Annotated in this window: 17 protein-coding genes; 4 read left to right on the top strand and 13 right to left on the bottom strand. The window is 64.3% G+C overall.

Going from position 1 to position 16061, the window contains the following annotated elements; translation table 11 throughout:
* Positions 1–164: 164 nt before the first annotated feature.
* The 4 genes from AC23D4_RS02430 (at position 165) to AC23D4_RS02415 (ending at position 3879) form a co-directional block, all read left to right on the top strand.
* Positions 165–743, top strand: a complete 579-nt coding sequence (locus tag AC23D4_RS02430; protein WP_472887301.1) for a bactofilin family protein — start codon at positions 165–167, stop codon at positions 741–743.
* Between the two features lie 80 nt (positions 744–823).
* Complete coding sequence (locus tag AC23D4_RS02425; protein ID WP_472887302.1) at positions 824–2479, top strand: ExeA family protein; 1656 nt, start codon at positions 824–826, stop codon at positions 2477–2479.
* Positions 2480–2505: 26 nt separating this feature from the next.
* On the top strand, positions 2506–3237 hold the full coding sequence (locus AC23D4_RS02420; RefSeq protein WP_487623687.1) for a general secretion pathway protein GspB: 732 nt from the start codon (positions 2506–2508) through the stop codon (positions 3235–3237).
* Between the two features lie 18 nt (positions 3238–3255).
* The gene (locus AC23D4_RS02415; protein WP_472887303.1) at positions 3256–3879 is read left to right on the top strand and encodes an ABC transporter ATP-binding protein; all 624 of its coding nucleotides are present in this window, start codon (positions 3256–3258) and stop codon (positions 3877–3879) included.
* 93 nt (positions 3880–3972) lie between these two features.
* Here the strand turns inward: AC23D4_RS02415 and AC23D4_RS02410 are convergent, their stop codons facing one another.
* From AC23D4_RS02410 to AC23D4_RS02350, 13 genes are all read right to left on the bottom strand, one after another.
* Positions 3973–4161 (bottom strand): hypothetical protein, encoded by a 189-nt coding sequence (locus AC23D4_RS02410; RefSeq protein WP_472887304.1) that lies wholly within the window; start codon positions 4159–4161, stop codon positions 3973–3975.
* Positions 4162–4195: 34 nt separating this feature from the next.
* Positions 4196–5386, bottom strand: coding sequence for a PLP-dependent transferase (locus tag AC23D4_RS02405; RefSeq protein WP_472887305.1), 1191 nt, complete (start codon positions 5384–5386; stop codon positions 4196–4198).
* Positions 5387–5391: 5 nt separating this feature from the next.
* The gene (locus AC23D4_RS02400) at positions 5392–5916 is read right to left on the bottom strand and encodes a phosphoribosyltransferase (protein ID WP_305359893.1); all 525 of its coding nucleotides are present in this window, start codon (positions 5914–5916) and stop codon (positions 5392–5394) included.
* Positions 5917–5973: 57 nt separating this feature from the next.
* Positions 5974–7362 (bottom strand): adenylosuccinate synthase, encoded by a 1389-nt coding sequence (locus AC23D4_RS02395; RefSeq protein WP_472887306.1) that lies wholly within the window; start codon positions 7360–7362, stop codon positions 5974–5976.
* Between the two features lie 13 nt (positions 7363–7375).
* Positions 7376–8542, bottom strand: a complete 1167-nt coding sequence (locus tag AC23D4_RS02390) for an ATP phosphoribosyltransferase regulatory subunit (protein WP_472887307.1) — start codon at positions 8540–8542, stop codon at positions 7376–7378.
* 109 nt (positions 8543–8651) lie between these two features.
* The gene (locus tag AC23D4_RS02385) at positions 8652–8837 is read right to left on the bottom strand and encodes a DUF2065 domain-containing protein (RefSeq protein ID WP_472887308.1); all 186 of its coding nucleotides are present in this window, start codon (positions 8835–8837) and stop codon (positions 8652–8654) included.
* 13 nt (positions 8838–8850) lie between these two features.
* Entirely contained in the window at positions 8851–9738 is an 888-nt protein-coding gene (hflC, locus tag AC23D4_RS02380) for a protease modulator HflC (RefSeq protein ID WP_472887309.1), read from the bottom strand.
* A gap of 38 nt (positions 9739–9776) precedes the next feature.
* Positions 9777–11174 carry an FtsH protease activity modulator HflK gene (hflK, locus tag AC23D4_RS02375; protein WP_472887310.1) on the bottom strand — a complete coding sequence of 466 codons (1398 nt, stop codon included), beginning with the start codon at positions 11172–11174 and terminating at the stop codon, positions 9777–9779.
* Positions 11175–11220: 46 nt separating this feature from the next.
* A complete protein-coding gene (gene hflX, locus AC23D4_RS02370; RefSeq protein ID WP_472887311.1) occupies positions 11221–12411 on the bottom strand; it encodes a GTPase HflX in 1191 nt (396 codons plus the stop codon).
* Between the two features lie 49 nt (positions 12412–12460).
* Positions 12461–12712 carry an RNA chaperone Hfq gene (gene hfq, locus AC23D4_RS02365; RefSeq protein WP_413466255.1) on the bottom strand — a complete coding sequence of 84 codons (252 nt, stop codon included), beginning with the start codon at positions 12710–12712 and terminating at the stop codon, positions 12461–12463.
* Positions 12713–12797: 85 nt separating this feature from the next.
* Positions 12798–14132 (bottom strand): ribosome biogenesis GTPase Der, encoded by a 1335-nt coding sequence (gene der / locus AC23D4_RS02360; RefSeq protein ID WP_472887312.1) that lies wholly within the window; start codon positions 14130–14132, stop codon positions 12798–12800.
* Between the two features lie 51 nt (positions 14133–14183).
* Positions 14184–15344 (bottom strand): outer membrane protein assembly factor BamB, encoded by a 1161-nt coding sequence (gene bamB, locus AC23D4_RS02355; RefSeq protein WP_472887313.1) that lies wholly within the window; start codon positions 15342–15344, stop codon positions 14184–14186.
* An 11-nt stretch (positions 15345–15355) separates the two neighbouring features.
* The gene (locus AC23D4_RS02350) at positions 15356–16030 is read right to left on the bottom strand and encodes a YfgM family protein (RefSeq protein ID WP_472887314.1); all 675 of its coding nucleotides are present in this window, start codon (positions 16028–16030) and stop codon (positions 15356–15358) included.
* Positions 16031–16061: the final 31 nt, after the last annotated feature.

Below are 16061 nucleotides of genomic sequence, written 5' to 3'. Positions count from 1 at the left end.
GCGCAGGGCCCGTTCGTCGCATCTGGAGGGCTGCGCCGTTACAAGAAAAAATGAAAAACAGGCAACCGCATGTACCGTTCTTCCCGTTACCACTCTTACGGGACAAACGGGAATGTAAGCCGCGTCGCCTTTAGCATGGGCGCTTCACTTTTGAAGGAGCTGACATGGCATTGCACTTTGGCAAACGCGAGACCGAACAACCCAAGACCCTGAACTCCGGCATGGCCACGCAACGCTACGGCGTTGGCAGCAACAGCTCATCTCCCGTGACGCCGCAAGCGACCACCGCGTCCGAGCCCATACCCACCCCCACACCATCAACCCCTCCGGCGCGCACCAGCGTTGCGATTCCCGAAGGCGGCAGCAAGCTGACCGTGGGACCGAACATCAAGCTCAAGGGCGTCGAGATCACCGACTGCGACACGCTGGTGGTCGAAGGTCTGGTGGAAGCCACCATGGATTCGCGCGTGATCCAGATCGCCGAACAAGGCGCCTTCAAAGGCTCGGCTGAAATCGACATCGCTGAAATCCACGGTGTGTTCGACGGCAACCTCACCGTGCGCCAGAAGCTCGTGATCTACGCCACCGGCCGCGTCACCGGCAAGATCCGCTACGGCAAGGTCGTGATCGAAGAAGGTGGCCAGCTCTCCGGCGACATCGAGTGCTCGGTGAACGCCGCACCCGGCAAGAGTTCCAGTTCCACGAGTTCCACCAGCATGCCTGCCATGGCGCTCGCGGCCTGATCGAACGCATCTGACGCGCGCCCGGCAAACAGATGCCGGGCGCGATTGTTCCAGCCTCCGGCCCCCGCTATGCTGCGGGTATGTACGCCGAATTCTTTGGCCTGAAGCAGGACCCTTTTTCCATCGCGCCCGACCCGCGTTACCTCTTCATGAGCGAACGCCACCGGGATGCGCTCGCCCATCTGTTGTACGGCGTTCAGGGCGGTGGAGGTTTTGTGCTGCTCACCGGCGAGATCGGCACCGGCAAAACCACCATCTGCCGCTGCTTTCTGGAGCAGACCCCCGAGAACTGTCGGGTCGCCTACATCTTTAACCCCAAGCTCACGGTCGTGGAGCTGCTGCGCACCGTCTGTGACGAGTTCGGGGTGGTGGTGAACCACCAGGGTCCGGGCGAGGCCACCGCCAAAGACCACATCGACCCGCTCAACACTTTTCTGCTGGCCTCCCACGCCGCAGGACAGCACGCCGTGCTCATCATCGATGAAGCGCAGAACCTGTCGGCCGACGTGCTGGAACAGCTGCGCCTGCTGACCAACCTGGAGACCAACACCCGCAAGCTGCTGCAGATCATCCTGATCGGACAGCCCGAGCTGCGCCGCCTGCTGGCCCGACCTGAACTGGAACAACTCGCGCAGCGTGTCATTGCACGCTTTCACCTTGACGCACTCGACGAAGCTGAGACACAGCAATACATCCAGCACCGCATGGATGTGGCGGGATTGCACGGGCCCCTGCCCTTCACGCGCGACGCCTTGCGCCGGGTTCACACGCTCACTGCTGGCGTGCCGCGGCGCATCAACCTGCTGTGCGACCGCGCCCTGCTCGGTGCCTACGCCAGCGGCCAGCACCGCGTGGAACGCGCCGTGGTGGACAAGGCCGCCACCGAGGTGTTTGAACCCTCGGCGCCCACCCGTTCACGCCGTCCGCTCGCCAGCCTCGTGCTGGTGGCAACGGGCGCGGTGAGCGGCGCGCTGCTGGTGTTCGCGGCCATGCACGTTGACAAGAACCCGGCCAAGCTCGCCGCCGAAGCGGGTGCACCGCCGCCGGCGGCTGCGCCACGGCAGCCAGCAATGGCCGATCCTGCGCCGACCGACGAGCCCACCGCGCCCGCCACTGTGCGCGATGTCGAACCACCACCCCTCGTTGAGGTGCCCGCGTTCAGCGACCTCCTGCGCTCCGAAACCCTGGCCTGGCGCGCTCTCGGCCGGATATGGGACCAGCCACTGGAAGAAGGCGACCCCTGCAGCACCGCACTGAAACAGGGGTTGCAGTGTTATCGCACCGGACGCATGACGCTGCACGGCCTGCGACAGCTGGACCGCCCCGGCCTCCTGACCCTGCGCCTGCCCGGCCAACCCGTCGCCTGGGCCATGCTCGTCGCCATGGGCACGGACAGCGCGGTGCTGCAGGCCGGGGAACACCGCTGGCAACTCCCGCTGACCGGGCTTGCCGACATCTGGCGCGGTGACTACGCCACCCTGTGGCGACTGCCGCCAGGGCAATCGACCCGGCTGGTCGACGGCCGTCAAGGACTGGCGGCCGAGTGGCTCAACACCCAGCTCGGCACTTTGCAGCGTGACGGCAAGCTGGCGCCGGGCACGACCACTCTGGACGCCCGCGTGCAGACGTTTCAGCGCGCCAACGGGATCGACGCGAACGGCCAGGCGGGCCCTGTCACGTTCATGCAGGTCAATCGCGCCCGCGGTGTGGACGAACCCCGCCTGCAGCCCCTCTGAAAGACGGCCAGGAGGCCCCGCCCACCATGTCCTACATCCTCGACGCACTCAAACGGGCCGATGCCGATCGCGAGCGCGGCCACGTGCCCGGTCTTCACAGCCAAGGGAAAAACCACCCGGCAACCACACCGGGCGCAACATGGCACCGTCAAACCGTGTGGGCCATTGCCGTTCTGGTCTTGCTCGCGGCGACGGTGCTGACGTGGTGGTTTCTTCGCACGCCAGATACACCCATGGCACCCGACATGCGCACCGCTGCAGCATCCGTGGAGCCACCTCGGGTCGACGCAGCGCCACCCACCACGCCCAGCTTGCCCATCCTGGCGCCAGAGCCGCCCGTCGAAGCCCCGACCCCGGCACCCGCCCAACCACGGTCAACTCCCCCGCGCCCGCAGCCAAGTCAGGCGAAGGCCGAGATCGTTGAAGAGGCTATGGCGGCTGACGCCGCAGACACGGCTGACGCCGCCACGGAAAATGAAAATACCGTCGACTCGGTGGTCACACCGCCACCGCAGACAACCCTGCCCCCGCGACCAGCGGCACCGCGCCCTTTGGCCACAACCGATGCCAGCGGAAAGCCGACGGTCAGGGTCAGCGGATCTTCCTACTCGAAAAACCCCGCCCATCGCATGCTGATTGCCAACGGCAAGGTGGTGCACGAGGGACAGGAAATCGAGCCCGGCCTGAGACTGGAGACCGTCGGGCCACGCAGCGCCGTGCTCAACCACCGTGGCACGCTCTACAACATCACGTACTGAGACCTTGCAGAACACCCCATGAAGAAAGCCTCGCCCGTTCTGCAAGCCCAAGGGCTGTGCTTCCGCTGGCCGGAGCGATTCCTCTTCGAAGACTTGAGCTTCGACGTTCCCCCGGGTGTGAGCCTGATCAGCGGCGAAGAACACAGCGGCAAGACCAGCCTGCTTCAGTTGCTTGCGGGAGATACCCATCCCCAGTCCGGCACCCTGGTGATTCGGGGCGACAGCCTGCACGAAGATCCCGAGCGTTACCGCCAGCAGGTCTTTCGCACCGATCCACGCAGCGAGTCCATCGATCAGATCAGCGCAGCAACCTGGTTCCAGAGCCTGCCTGGCCGATACCCGAACTTCGACCCAGAGGCCCTGGTCGATCTGATCCAGGGCTTTGCTCTGGACCCACACATCGAAAAACCGATGTACATGCTGTCCGCCGGCAGCAAGCGCAAAGTCCTGCTCACCGCGGCATTCGCATCGGGAACGCCACTCACCCTGATCGACCAGCCCTTTGCCGCGCTGGACACCCCTTCCATGCGTTTCCTGAGCGCGCTGCTGCAGGAAGCCGCCGAACACCCCGGCCGTGCCTGGGTGCTGGCCGACTACGAGGCGCCGGTCGATGTGGTGCTGGCCAGTGTCATCGGACTCTGAGGCCAAAAACAACCATGTCAGGCTTCTTTGGACCGCGCTGCTTCCTGCAGGCGGTGGTGACCGTGATGGGTGGTTGAACGCGACGGCAGGTGATCAGCCCCGGCCCTCGCCGCCCGGGGCGGCGTTCTGGCCAGAATCAGGGGTCTGCTCGGTCGGCGCTTCGGGCACATCGCTGCCGTCGTGCGGCTTGCCCGAAGCCTTGGCACGCAACTTCTCTTCCTTCTTTTTCTTTTTGGCGAGCTCGCGCTGGCGCTTTTCGTATCCGTAATTGGGAGTGGCCAAAACAGTCTTTCTTTGGAGGGGTTGGAAGGATTGGTCAGGCGTTGAGTGTAGCCAGCGCTTGCGCCAGATCGGCGCGCAGGTCATCAACAGCTTCAAGACCGACGGCAAAGCGCACGAAGCCCCCCTTGTGGGGCCAGGCCTGGGTGCGGATCGAAGACACGTTGTACGGCGCGCAGAGGCTGATGGGACCCGCCCAACTCCAGCCCAGCTTGAACAGCTTCAACCGATCGCAGAAGGCGTCCACCTGTGCCAGGCTGAAACACGGATCAAACACCACGCTGAAGAGACACGCTGCGGCCTTCGCGTCACGGCGCCAGTTGGTGTGACCTGGAGAACCGGGCAAGGCCGGGTGCAGCACCTGCACCACACCGGGCTGCGCCTGCATCCAGGTGGCGAGTGCGCGCGTGGCGGCGTCCTGTGCCTGGTAGCGCAGGGCCATGGTGTTGAGGCCCCGCAGCACGAGTTCGGTGTCGTTGCCGCTGACCCCGAGTCCCAGGCGCATGTGCGTCATCAGCAGTTGCTGGTGCAGCGACTCGTCGCGTGTGACGACCGAGCCCATGAGCACGTCGGCGCCACCACTCGGGTACTTGGTGAGCGCCTGCATGGACATGTCGGCGCCCAGATCGAAGGCATTGAACGCGACCCCGGCGCCCCAGGTGTTGTCGAGCGCGGTCAGCACAGGGCGCTCGCCGGCGCGGGCAGCGTTGGCCTGTTTCACCACCGCCACGAGCGCAGGCAGATCGGGGAACTCCAGCGTGACGGACCCCGGCGCTTCGAGCCACACCAGGCGCGTGGCGGGGCTGATCTTGGCGGCCAGGTCGGACGGATTCTGCGCATCGTAGTAGCGGTGCGTGACGCCCCAGGCCGCCAGCTCGACGCTGGCAAAAGCCTTGTTCGGCCCGTAGGCGTTGTCGGGAATCAGCAGTTCGTCTCCCTGCCGCAAAAAGGCCATGTCCACCAGTGACACGGCCGACAGGCCACTGGGCGCCAGCACGCAAAAGCGCCCGCCTTCGATGGTGGCAATGCGTTCTTCGAGAATGAAGGTGGTGGGCGTGCCGTGCAGGCCGTAGGTGTAGCCGCTCTTGTCTTTCCACTCCTGCGTGCGCAGCGCCTGCACATGGGGGAAGATGACGGTGGACGCCTTGTGAACGCCGGGCGCAACGGCATCAAACCCTTCAGGCGGGCGGTACGGATGGTGAATCAGTTGGGTGGAGAGATCGCTCATTCAGCTCAGAGCTTCCATTTTTCCAGCAGCTGCTCGGGGCGCATGCTGTCATAGCCTTCGAACGGCTGGTGGATCCAGGGGTTGGTCGGCAGGAATTCCACCGAGTAGTCGGGTGTGAAGGTCGAGAGCTGCTTGGTCCAGATCACCGCGCTGCGCAGCTCGGTGATGGGCGCGTAGTTGTTCTTCAGCATCTCGATCACGGCCTTGAGCGTGTGGCCGGAGTCGGCCAGATCGTCCACCAGCAGGACCTTGCCGGCGATCTCGCCCTTGGGGGTCGTGATGTAGCGCGCGATGTCCAGATTGCCCTGCTGGGTGCCCGCGTTGGCGCGGTACGAGCTGGTGGACATGATGGCCAGCGGCACATCAAAGATGCGCGACAGCACATCACCCGGACGCATGCCCCCACGCGCCAGGCACAGGATGGTGTCGAACCGCCAGCCCGACTGGTACACCTTGAGCGCCAGCTTTTCGATGAGGTTGTGGTACTCATCGTAGGAAACGTAGAGGTGTTTGCCGTCTTCGGTCAGCATGGGGACTCCGGGTTGGATGGTCTGTCTTCATTCTGCACGATTCCGTGCAGGGTCCCATCAGGCATGGTACGGATGGTGGAGCAGGATGGTGTGGTCGCGGTCCGGACTGGTCGAGACCACGTGGATCGGCACCCCTGTGGTCTCCTGGATGCGGGTCAGGTAGAGGCGCGCGTTCTCCGGCAGATCGTCGTAGCGCGTGACGCCCACCGATGAATCGGTCCAGCCCGGCAACGTTTCGTAGATCGGCGTGCAGCGCGCGATCTCGTCGGCCCCCATGGGCAGGATGTCGATGGTTTCGCCATCGAGTTCATAACCGGTGCAGAGCTTGAGCTCGGCCAGGCCATCGAGCACGTCGAGCTTGGTGATGCACAGACCTGTCAGACCGTTGACCTGGGCCGAGCGCTTGAGCAAAGCCGCATCGAACCAGCCACAACGACGGCTGCGCCCGGTGGTCACACCTTTTTCTGCACCGACGGTGGCCATGTGCCAGCCCGGCGTGCCCTCTTTCTCCCACTCCAGCTCGGTCGGGAACGGGCCGCCACCGACACGGGTGCAATAGGCCTTGGTGATGCCCAGCACGTAATGCAACAGGCTCGGACCCACGCCCGCACCCGCAGCGGCGTTGCCCGCCACACAGTTGCTGGAGGTCACAAACGGATAGGTGCCGTGATCGATGTCGAGCAACGTGCCCTGCGCGCCTTCGAACAGCAGGTTCACCCCTTGCTGATGGGCTTCGTTCAGCTCGCGCGAAACGTCGGCAATCATGGGCTTGAGCTGTTCGGCCTGGACCATGGCCTCGTTGTACACCGCGTCGAACTGGATCGCACCATCCTGCATGTAGGCAGCGATCTTTTCGTCCCAGACCATCTCGGCCGAGTGCAGATAGGTCTTGAGCATGTGGTTGTGCAGGTCCAGCAACTCACGCAACTTGGTGGCGAAACGCTCGGGGTATTTCAGATCCATCACACGCAGGGCGCGGCGGGCGATCTTGTCTTCATAGGCCGGACCGATGCCGCGACCGGTGGTGCCGATCTTTTCGGTACCGGCCTTCACCTTGGCGGCTTCGCGCGCGATGTCGATGGCGGCATGGAACGGCAGGATCAGCGGACAGCCTTCGCTCACGCGCAGTCGCGAACGCACTTCCACGCCGGCCTTCTCCAGACCGGCGATTTCTTCAAACAGCTTGCCCACCGACAGCACCACCCCGTTGCCGATGTAACACTTGACGCCAGCGCGCATGATGCCGCTGGGAATCAGGTGCAGCGCGGTTTTCACGCCGTTGATCACCAGCGTGTGGCCCGCATTGTGGCCACCCTGGAAACGCACCACGCCCTGTGCGGTTTCGGTCAGCCAATCCACCAGCTTGCCCTTGCCTTCGTCACCCCACTGGGTGCCCACCACGACCACGTTGCGCCCGGGTACCACGGCGCTGCTGTTTTTGATCATCTGCTGTTTCCGGTTAAATGTTCTTCAGTGTCCACACCCCGCCCTGCGCTGGCACCTGCACCAGCTCGCGGTCGCAATGAAACTCGTCGACTTCGTGCTCATGGCCCGGCAAGGCACACACCACGGTGTGGCCCTGGGCCCGCAGGCTGGCGATGGCTTCGCGCAATTCCACGTCCATGCCCCAGGGCGCGCGGATCGCGGCCACCAGAGGGCGCGGCGCGATGGCCGATACCAGCTCCTTGATGTCCAGGCTGAAGCCGACCGCGGGGCGGTTGCGTCCGAACACGGCGCCCACCTCGTCGTAACGACCACCGCGCGCAAACTCCACCGACTCACCGTCCGTGCCCTGCGCAAACAGGGCAAAGCGCATGCCGGTGTAATAGGCATAGCCGCGCAGATCGGCGAGATCGATCGACACTTCCAGGCCCCGGGCCTGCTCCGCCAGCCAGGCCAGGCTGTCCAGCGCGGCGTGCAGCTCGGGTGACGCCTGCAAGGTGCGGCGGGCTTCGTCCAGCACGGCCACACCGCCGAACAGGCGCGGCAGAGCGCACAGATCACGGCTCACCGACGCCGGCAAGTCACGAGACAGCAACTGCAACTCGGCCACATCCTTGATCGCCAGCGCCGCATGAATTTGCGCCGTGCGGGCTGCACTGAGTGGCACCGGGGCGAGCACGGCGTCGATGATCCGAACGTCGGCCATGTCGAGCAGCAACTGTTCCACACCGGCACCGCACAGGCAGGCGCGCGCCAGCTCAATGACCTCGAGGTCGGCCTCCAGGCCGGCGTGGCCATAAATTTCCGCACCGAACTGCAAAGGTTCGCGACTGGCCAGGGGGCGGTCGATGCGCGTGTGCACCACCGGTCCGCAGTAGCTCAGCCGCGCAACACCCTGGCGATTGAGCAGGTGGGCATCGATGCGGGCGACCTGGGGCGTGCTGTCGGCGCGCAGGCCGAGCGTGCGACCCGAGAGCTGGTCCACCAGCTTGAAGGTCTGCAGATCGAGCGCCTCGCCGGTGCCGGTGAGCAAGGATTCAAGGTGCTCCAGCAGCGGCGGCATGACCAGTTCATAGCCGTAGCTACGGGCTGTGTCCAGCAAACCCCGGCGGAGTTCTTCGATGTGACGGGCCTCGGAAGGCAGGACATCGGCAATGTGATCCGGGAGGACCCAGGCAGACATGGGCATAGGGGAACGCTGTTAAAAACGAGATTTTACCGGCCCGGCAGACCGCTCGGCGGCACCCTGGCCAGTCAATTGAATCGGTCTGCGTGGCAGACGGCTCAGCCACTCAGCCGACCCACCACCAGAGCAGCACACCCGTGCACAGACTGCACAGCCCGAAAAACCGGATCTGGCCGTCGTGCAACTTGAGCATCTCAGAAAAAACCCGGCGCCAGGCGCCGGGTGCGATGAAGGGAAGCAGCCCCTCGAAGATCAGGACCAGCGCCAGAGCTGCCCAGAACAGATCAGCCATGCGCAGCCCCGAATCACTTGGCGACGTTGCTGCTGCGCAGGGCCTTGAAGAAGTCCGAAGAAGGGTCGACGACCATGACATCGGACTTGCCCGCAAAACTGGCTTTGTAGGCGTCCAGGCTGCGGTAGAACTGGGCGAAGGCAGGATCGCGGCCAAAGGCATCGGAGAATGCCGCAGCGGCCTTCGCATCGCCCTCACCCTTGATGAGCTGCGCATCACGATAGGCCTCGGACACGATCACCTCGCGCTGGCGGTCGGCATCGGCGCGGATCTTTTCCCCCTCGGCAAAGCCGGTGGAACGCAATTCGTTAGCCACGCGCTTGCGCTCGGCTTCCATGCGCTGGTACACCGACGCCGTGATGCTCTCGGCGTAGTCCACGCGGGTGATGCGCACATCCACCACGTCCATGCCCCAGGGCTTCTCGGCACCGCGCACCGCTTCAAGCACCTCGCGTTTCACGTCGGCCATGAGGTCTTCGCGACGGGTCGAGAGCAGTTCGTTCACGGTGCGTTTGTTCACCTCCTGCTGGAACGAGTTGCGTACCACGCGATTGAGCTGCAAGGCACCCGCGCGCTCATTGACACCCACGTTGCGGATGTATTCCTGCGGCTCGCTGATGCGCCAGCGCACATACCAGTCAATGACCACGCGCTGTTTCTCGGCCGTCAGCGAGGGCTCGGTGTCGGTGCTCTCCAGGGTGAGCAGGCGCTTGTCGATGTACGACACGTTCTGGAACGGCGGCGGCAGCTTGAAGTTCAGCCCCGGCTCGGTGACGACCTGCTTGATCTGCCCCAGCTGGAACACCACGCCAAACTGGCGCTGATCCACCACGAACAGCATGGAACTGGCAATTGCCAGCGCCACAAGAAGGGATGTGAGTATGAAACCCAGTTTGTTCATTTGCGTTGCTTTCTCATCGCGTGTACTTGGGCCAGCGCTCAGCGGCTCTCCCGCTCACGGGAGCGGGCGGCATTGTCGAGACTGCGGGACGCGGGCGTGGCTGGCGAGGTGGTCGCCGGTGCCGCGCTGGTGGAAGGTGCCGCGGGGCTCGGCCCGGTCATCTGCATGAGCTTGTCCAGCGGCAGGTACAGCAGGTTCGAGCCCGACTTGGAGTCCACCACCACCTTGGTCACATTCGAGTACACCTCTTGCATGGCATCGGTATACATGCGCTCACGGGTCACCTGGGGCGCTTTCTGGTACTCGGTCAGAACCGAGCGGAAACGCTGCGAGTCACCTTCGGCCTGCGCCACGATGCGAGCCCTGTAACCTTCTGCCTCTTCGGTCAGGCGGGAAGCCGCACCCCGTGCGCGGGGCACGACGTCATTCGCATAGGCCTGCGCTTCGTTCTTGGCCCGTTCACGTTCCTGGCCAGCCTTCAGCACATCATCGAAAGACGCCTGCACCTGCTCGGGCGGCCGCACGCCGCCCTGCTGCAGGTTGATACCCACCACTTCGATACCGACCTTGTAACGATCCAGGATGGTCTGCATCAGGGCACGCACCCGCGGTGCGATCTGATCCCGCTCTTCGGCCAGCGCGGCGTCCATCTTCATCTTGCCCACCACTTCGCGCACAGCCGTTTCCGCCACCTTGATCACCGAAGCATCGGGATCCAGACTTTCAAACAGGAACGCACGGGCATCGTTCAAACGGTATTGCACCGCGAACTTGATCTCGACAATGTTTTCGTCCTGGGTCAGCATCGCCGACTCGCGCAGACCCGTGGCCGGCATCAGGTTGTCACGACCCACATCGACCGAGCGGATCTGGGTCACAAAAACCGTCTCGTGACGCTGCACCGGGTATGGCAGGCGCCACTGGAAACCGGCACCGACCGTGCTGTGGTACTTGCCAAACTGCGTGATGACGGCCTGCTGGCCTTCCTGCACGATGAAGAAACCCGTGCCCAGCCAGATCAGCGCCACCACGCCAACAATCAGGCCAGCACCAATGCCTGTGGTCTTGGGACTTGGATTGAAGCTGGGCAATCCGCCACCGGAACCATTGCCACCACCCTGCCCGCCGCCGCGACCACCCTTGCCGCCCAGCATGCCGCCGAGCTTGCGGTTGAAGTCACGCCAGAGTTCATCCAGATCGGGCGGTCCCTGATTGGGGCCCTGGCCACGCGGTGGCTTCTGCTCACCCTTGGGCCGCTCGTCGGTATCCCGGCCGGAGTCCGGCTCGCCGGACTGCGGCTTGTCGCCATCGCGGGCGTCGTCGCCACGGCCCCAGCGGGGATCGTTGAGATTGAACACGCCCAGCAGGCCACGCCAGCCTTTGCGGCGCCCGCCGGATTCAGCACCGCGGCTCGATGATTGCAGATTCACATCCATGTGTTGCCAACTTCTATTCGAATCAAAACCATGACATTGTGCCCAATCAGGGCAGCACATTCCCGATCAAGGACATCTCCCCCGGGGTATTGCCGCCATCCGGGCCCTCGGACGGCGTCACCTGCTTCGCCAGCAAGGCCCGCAACGCCGGAAGACCGTCGCCAGTGAGGGCACTCACAAAAATACGAGGCATCAACACGCCATCAAGTTCCATCACATCTTCCAGCACGCGGGGCACTGCAGCCGGGTCCATGGCATCGAGCTTGTTGAACACCAGGATCTGCGGCACACGGTCGGCACCGATGTCCTTGAGAACACCCTGCACCGAAGCAATCTGCTCCAGATACGAGGGGTTGGACGCATCGACCACATGCAGCAGCAGATCGGCGTCGGCGGCCTCCTGCAGGGTGGCCGCAAACGCGTCGACCAGCCCGTGGGGCAGATCCCGGATGAATCCCACGGTGTCGGACAAGGACACTGAACGCCCTGCTTCGCCCAGATACAACTGCCGGGTGGTGGTGTCGAGCGTGGCGAACAGCTGGTCGGCCGCGTACGCGCGGGCTTTGACCAGGGCATTGAAGATCGACGACTTGCCGGCGTTGGTGTAGCCCACGAGCGAAATCGCGAACGCATCCCGGCGTTCGCGCTGGCGGCGTTGCGTGGCCCGCTGTTTCTTGACCTTCTCCAGCCGCTCTTTGGTGCGCTTGATGCTGTCACCGATCATGCGGCGGTCGAGCTCGATCTGGGTTTCACCCGGACCTCCGCGCATGCCGATGCCGCCGCTTTGCCGCTCCAGGTGTGACCAGCGGCGCACCAGCCGGGTCGACAGGTATTGCAGGCGAGCGAGCTCCACCTGCAGCTTGCCTTCATGGCTGCGGGCGCGCTGGGCGAATATCTGCAGGATGAGCAGCGTTCGGTCATTGACCGGCAGGCCGAGCGTGCGCTCCAGGTTGCGCTGTTGCGCCGGACTCAGCGCCTGGTCAAAAAGAATTTCGCTGGCACCCGTGGACTGGGCGAGCATCTTGATCTCTTCAGCTTTACCAGACCCGACAAACAGGGCCGGGTCGGGTGCGCGGCGCTTGCAGCTGACCCGATCGGCCACGGTGAAGCCCGCGGTCTGAGCCAACAGACCGAGTTCTTCGAGTTCGGCGTCAAAATGCGGCAGCCCGAAATCCACCCCGACCAGAATGACCGAAGGGGTGGACGGGTTTTGGGAAGCGGACGGGTTCAATGCCATTCAACAGCCGCCTGTGCCGTGACCAACACGGCAGGATTCAGGGGCTGGATCAAGAGGCTGGCGCTTCGTCCGGGCCGGCTGCGGAAAATTGCACCGGGCGGCCCGGCACGATGGTGGAGATCGCATGCTTGTAAACCATTTGTGTCACGGTGTTGCGCAGCAACACGACGTACTGGTCAAACGATTCGATCTGGCCTTGCAGTTTGATGCCATTGACCAGGTAAATCGACACGGGAACGTGTTCCCGGCGAAGCTGGTTCAGGAAGGGATCTTGCAAGAGCTGGCCTTTGTTATTGCTCACGATATGCTCCGTGTTCAAAAAAAGTTGATAGGAGGCGCACCATACCACACCGCTGTGCTTGAACAGGCGATGGCGGGAAAGACGCTCACTCCTTGAATGGATTCTCCGACGTCTTGTACTCGATGCGCAGCGGCGTGCCCACGAGGTCAAACGCCTTGCGGAAGCGGCCTTCAAGGAAGCGGGTGTAAGCGTCAGGCACGTGTTCCAGCGAATTGCCGTGGATCACGATCACGGGCGGGTTCATGCCGCCCTGGTGCGCGTAGCGCATCTTGGGGCGGAACATGCCGCTGCGGGTGGGCGCCTGGAAGGCCACGGCTTCCATCAGCAAGCGCGTGAGCACGGGGGTGGACATCTTGCGCATGGCCGACGCATGAGCCTGCGCGATCGACTTCCAGACCGGACCCAGACCCTGGCGCTTCTGGGCCGAGATCAGGTGCAGCGAGGCGAACTTCAGGAACGCCAGTCGGGTTTCGATCTGGCGCTCGATCTGCTCGCGCTGGTAGGCATCGACGGCGTCCCATTTGTTGATCGCCAGCACCACGGCGCGTCCGCTCTCCAGGATGTAGCCCGCAATGTGCGCGTCCTGATCGGTCACGCCCTGGGTGGCGTCCAGCAAGAGCAGCACCACATGGGCGTTTTCAATCGCCTGCAGGGTCTTCACCACCGAGAACTTCTCAATGGCTTCAAACACCCGCCCCTTGCGACGGATGCCCGCGGTGTCGATCAGCTCGTATTTCTGGCCGCCGCGCTCGAAGGGCACCGAGATGGTGTCGCGCGTGGTGCCTGGCAGGTCAAAGGCCACCAGACGCTCTTCGCCCAGCCAGACGTTGATCAAGGTGGACTTGCCCACATTGGGACGCCCCGCCACCGCCAAGCGGATCACACTGGTGTCGACTTCCGCCGCTTCTTCGTCTTCTTCGGCAAGACCCGGGATCGCCTCCAGCGCCAGATCCAGCATGGAGCGCACGCCCTGACCGTGTGCGCCGGACACCGGCACCACCTCGCCAAGACCCAGCTCAAAAAATTCCACCAGTTGCAGACCCTGCGTCATGCCCTCGGCCTTGTTGGCCACCAGCACGGTGGGCTTGCCCAGGCGGCGCAGGTACTTGGCGATTTCATGGTCCTGGGCGTTGACGCCGGCGCGCGCATCGACAACAAAAATCACCACGTCCGACTCGGCCACGGCCTGTCGGGTCTGCTTGGCCATTTCCTTGTAGATGCCAGACTCGGCCGCGGGCTCGAAGCCACCGGTGTCGATGACGATGTATTCCTGCTTGCCCGATTTGCCATTGCCGTAGTGGCGGTCACGGGTCAGGCCGGCAAAGTCGGCCACGATGGCGTCGCGAGAACTCGTCAAGCGGTTGAACAGGGTGGACTTGCCCACATTGGGGCGCCCCACCAGAGCGATGACGGGTTTCACTACAGAGCTTTCGTTCAGGACCAGGCGAACCGGCGGTTCGCCCTGCAATCGTTATTGGGGACGCCAGCCGTAGACGCCGCCGTTGCGCGTCTGCACCACCAGAATCTGCCCGGCCAGCACCGGGGCACCGACGATCGGTGACCCGTCGGTTGACAGCCGGTTCATTTCGCTGCCGTCCTCGCGGGACAGCAGGTGCACCAGTCCCTTGCTGTCGCCAATGGCCACCACGCGGCCCACGGCCAGCGGCGACGTGAGTTCGCGGTATTTGAGGCGTTCGATTTCCCAGCTGCGTTCACCGTTGGCGCGTTGCCAGGCGACCACGCGGCCGTCGGACTCGGTGCCAAACACCATGCGGTCGTCGCCATGCACGCCGGTGGAACCGCGTGCGGGTTTGCTCCACACCACAGCGCCACGACTGGTGTCCACACAACCCACTGCGGCGCCAAAGGCGCGCGCACAGACACTGTCGCCCTGCCGGCTGACGGTGCCCACCAGGTCCACCAGGCGTTCGACCTCGTTGGTGCCCCGGGCGCTGGCCACCAGGGCCTCCCAGCGGATCGTGCCGTTGAGGGGATTCAGGCCGGTCAGGCGCGCGGACAAGCCGGCGACGAGGGTGTCGCCCACCGCCAGCAGCACGCCAGACTGCCCCAGCACCAGCGGTTCACCCGGGCGGGCCTGGCTCCACAGCCGGGCACCGGTCCGACCGTCAAAGGCCGTCACGCTGCGGTCCGCCGTCAGCACAAACACGCGCTGCCCCGCCACCAGTGGCGCCGTGAACGCGCGCGCCGGCAAGCGCACGCGCCAGAGTTCACGCCCCTCGGCGATGGCCACCAGGTCGTTGGTCTGCGTGATCACAGCGGCCGTCTGGCCGTCCGAACCCACGCCCGCCGAAATGCCGGTGCGCAGATCCACGCGCCACACATCCTTGCCGGTGTCGGCATCGAGCGCCGCCACGGTGCCCGTGGAGCCCGCCACGAACACGCGGCCGGGCGTGACCAGCGGCATCAAAGCGGTCCCGGATGTCCCCACCTGGGTCGACCAGGCGAGATTGGCGCCCAGCAAAGCCGCAGGTGGCGGCAGGGGCGCCGGTTCAAATTTGGCGGGCGAAGAAGAACAGGCGGACAGCCCGATGACCACGGCGACACCCAGCCCAGACAGGAGCGAACGCCTCCGTTTAGCCAGTTGCACCGAAAACCCATTTCCCTGGGGCATGATTGACTTCATCAACGCGTCACCTCCGCAGCGCCGCCCAGCGTGGAAGCATCCACCCCCAGCGACGCGAGTTTGACTTCCACCAGCTGGCGGTATTCGGTTTGTGGACCCAGCGCACGCCATGCGGCCTGGTACTGGGCCTTGGCTTCTTCGGTCTTCCCCTGGGCCAGGAACACATCGCCCCGGCGGTCCGCAGCGAGCGGTTCGAAGGCCTTGGGCATCGGCGTTTCCAGTGTCTTCAAGGCCTGGTCAAAAGCCTTGGATTCCACATCCAGCGCCGCCAGCCGCAAACGGGCAATGGCCTGGAGCGATGTGTCCGACGACTCTTCCGACACCCAGGTGAGCGCCGCGCGTGCACCATCGGCCTTGCCGGCTTCGTACAGCGTCTTGCTCGCCAGCAAAGCCCCTTGTGCGGCAAACGTGGTGCTGGCAAAGCGGTCTTTCATCTCGGCGTAGGCGCGCCCGATCTTGTCGGCATCGCCCGCCAGTGCGGCGCGCTCGATTTCTTCGTACAGGGCGGATGCCTTGGTCGCCTGATCGCGTTGCCAGTAGTTCCAGCCGTTCCAGGCAGCCAGGCTGCCAAACGCAGCGATCAAGACCCAGGTGATCAGATTGCCGTACTGGTCCCAGAAGTGTTTGATCTGGTCGAGCTGTTCCTGCTCTTCAAGGTCGAGGTGTTTGGCCATGGGTGGTAGTCAGTGAGTAACGTGGGATTGT

This window comes from Hydrogenophaga sp. L76, from assembly GCF_057654755.1.
Note: the sequence above shows the minus strand (reverse complement) of the source record. Positions and strands in the feature narration are given on the sequence as shown.

What these genes read in the sequence shown, in the direction of transcription:
- hflX (WP_472887311.1), bottom strand. Translation starts at nt 12,411, where the DNA reads ATGGCATTGAACCCGTCCGCTTCCCAAAACCCGTCCACCCCTTCGGTC.
- hflC (WP_472887309.1), bottom strand. Translation starts at nt 9,738, where the DNA reads ATGAACAAACTGGGTTTCATACTCACATCCCTTCTTGTGGCGCTGGCA.
- AC23D4_RS02395 (WP_472887306.1), bottom strand. Translation starts at nt 7,362, where the DNA reads ATGATCAAAAACAGCAGCGCCGTGGTACCCGGGCGCAACGTGGTCGTG.
- hflK (WP_472887310.1), bottom strand. Translation starts at nt 11,174, where the DNA reads ATGGATGTGAATCTGCAATCATCGAGCCGCGGTGCTGAATCCGGCGGG.
- AC23D4_RS02415 (WP_472887303.1), top strand. Translation starts at nt 3,256, where the DNA reads ATGAAGAAAGCCTCGCCCGTTCTGCAAGCCCAAGGGCTGTGCTTCCGC.
- bamB (WP_472887313.1), bottom strand. Translation starts at nt 15,344, where the DNA reads ATGCCCCAGGGAAATGGGTTTTCGGTGCAACTGGCTAAACGGAGGCGT.
- AC23D4_RS02385 (WP_472887308.1), bottom strand. Translation starts at nt 8,837, where the DNA reads ATGGCTGATCTGTTCTGGGCAGCTCTGGCGCTGGTCCTGATCTTCGAG.
- AC23D4_RS02390 (WP_472887307.1), bottom strand. Translation starts at nt 8,542, where the DNA reads ATGTCTGCCTGGGTCCTCCCGGATCACATTGCCGATGTCCTGCCTTCC.
- AC23D4_RS02425 (WP_472887302.1), top strand. Translation starts at nt 824, where the DNA reads ATGTACGCCGAATTCTTTGGCCTGAAGCAGGACCCTTTTTCCATCGCG.
- AC23D4_RS02420 (WP_487623687.1), top strand. Translation starts at nt 2,506, where the DNA reads ATGTCCTACATCCTCGACGCACTCAAACGGGCCGATGCCGATCGCGAG.
- AC23D4_RS02350 (WP_472887314.1), bottom strand. Translation starts at nt 16,030, where the DNA reads ATGGCCAAACACCTCGACCTTGAAGAGCAGGAACAGCTCGACCAGATC.
- AC23D4_RS02405 (WP_472887305.1), bottom strand. Translation starts at nt 5,386, where the DNA reads ATGAGCGATCTCTCCACCCAACTGATTCACCATCCGTACCGCCCGCCT.
- AC23D4_RS02400 (WP_305359893.1), bottom strand. Translation starts at nt 5,916, where the DNA reads ATGCTGACCGAAGACGGCAAACACCTCTACGTTTCCTACGATGAGTAC.
- AC23D4_RS02430 (WP_472887301.1), top strand. Translation starts at nt 165, where the DNA reads ATGGCATTGCACTTTGGCAAACGCGAGACCGAACAACCCAAGACCCTG.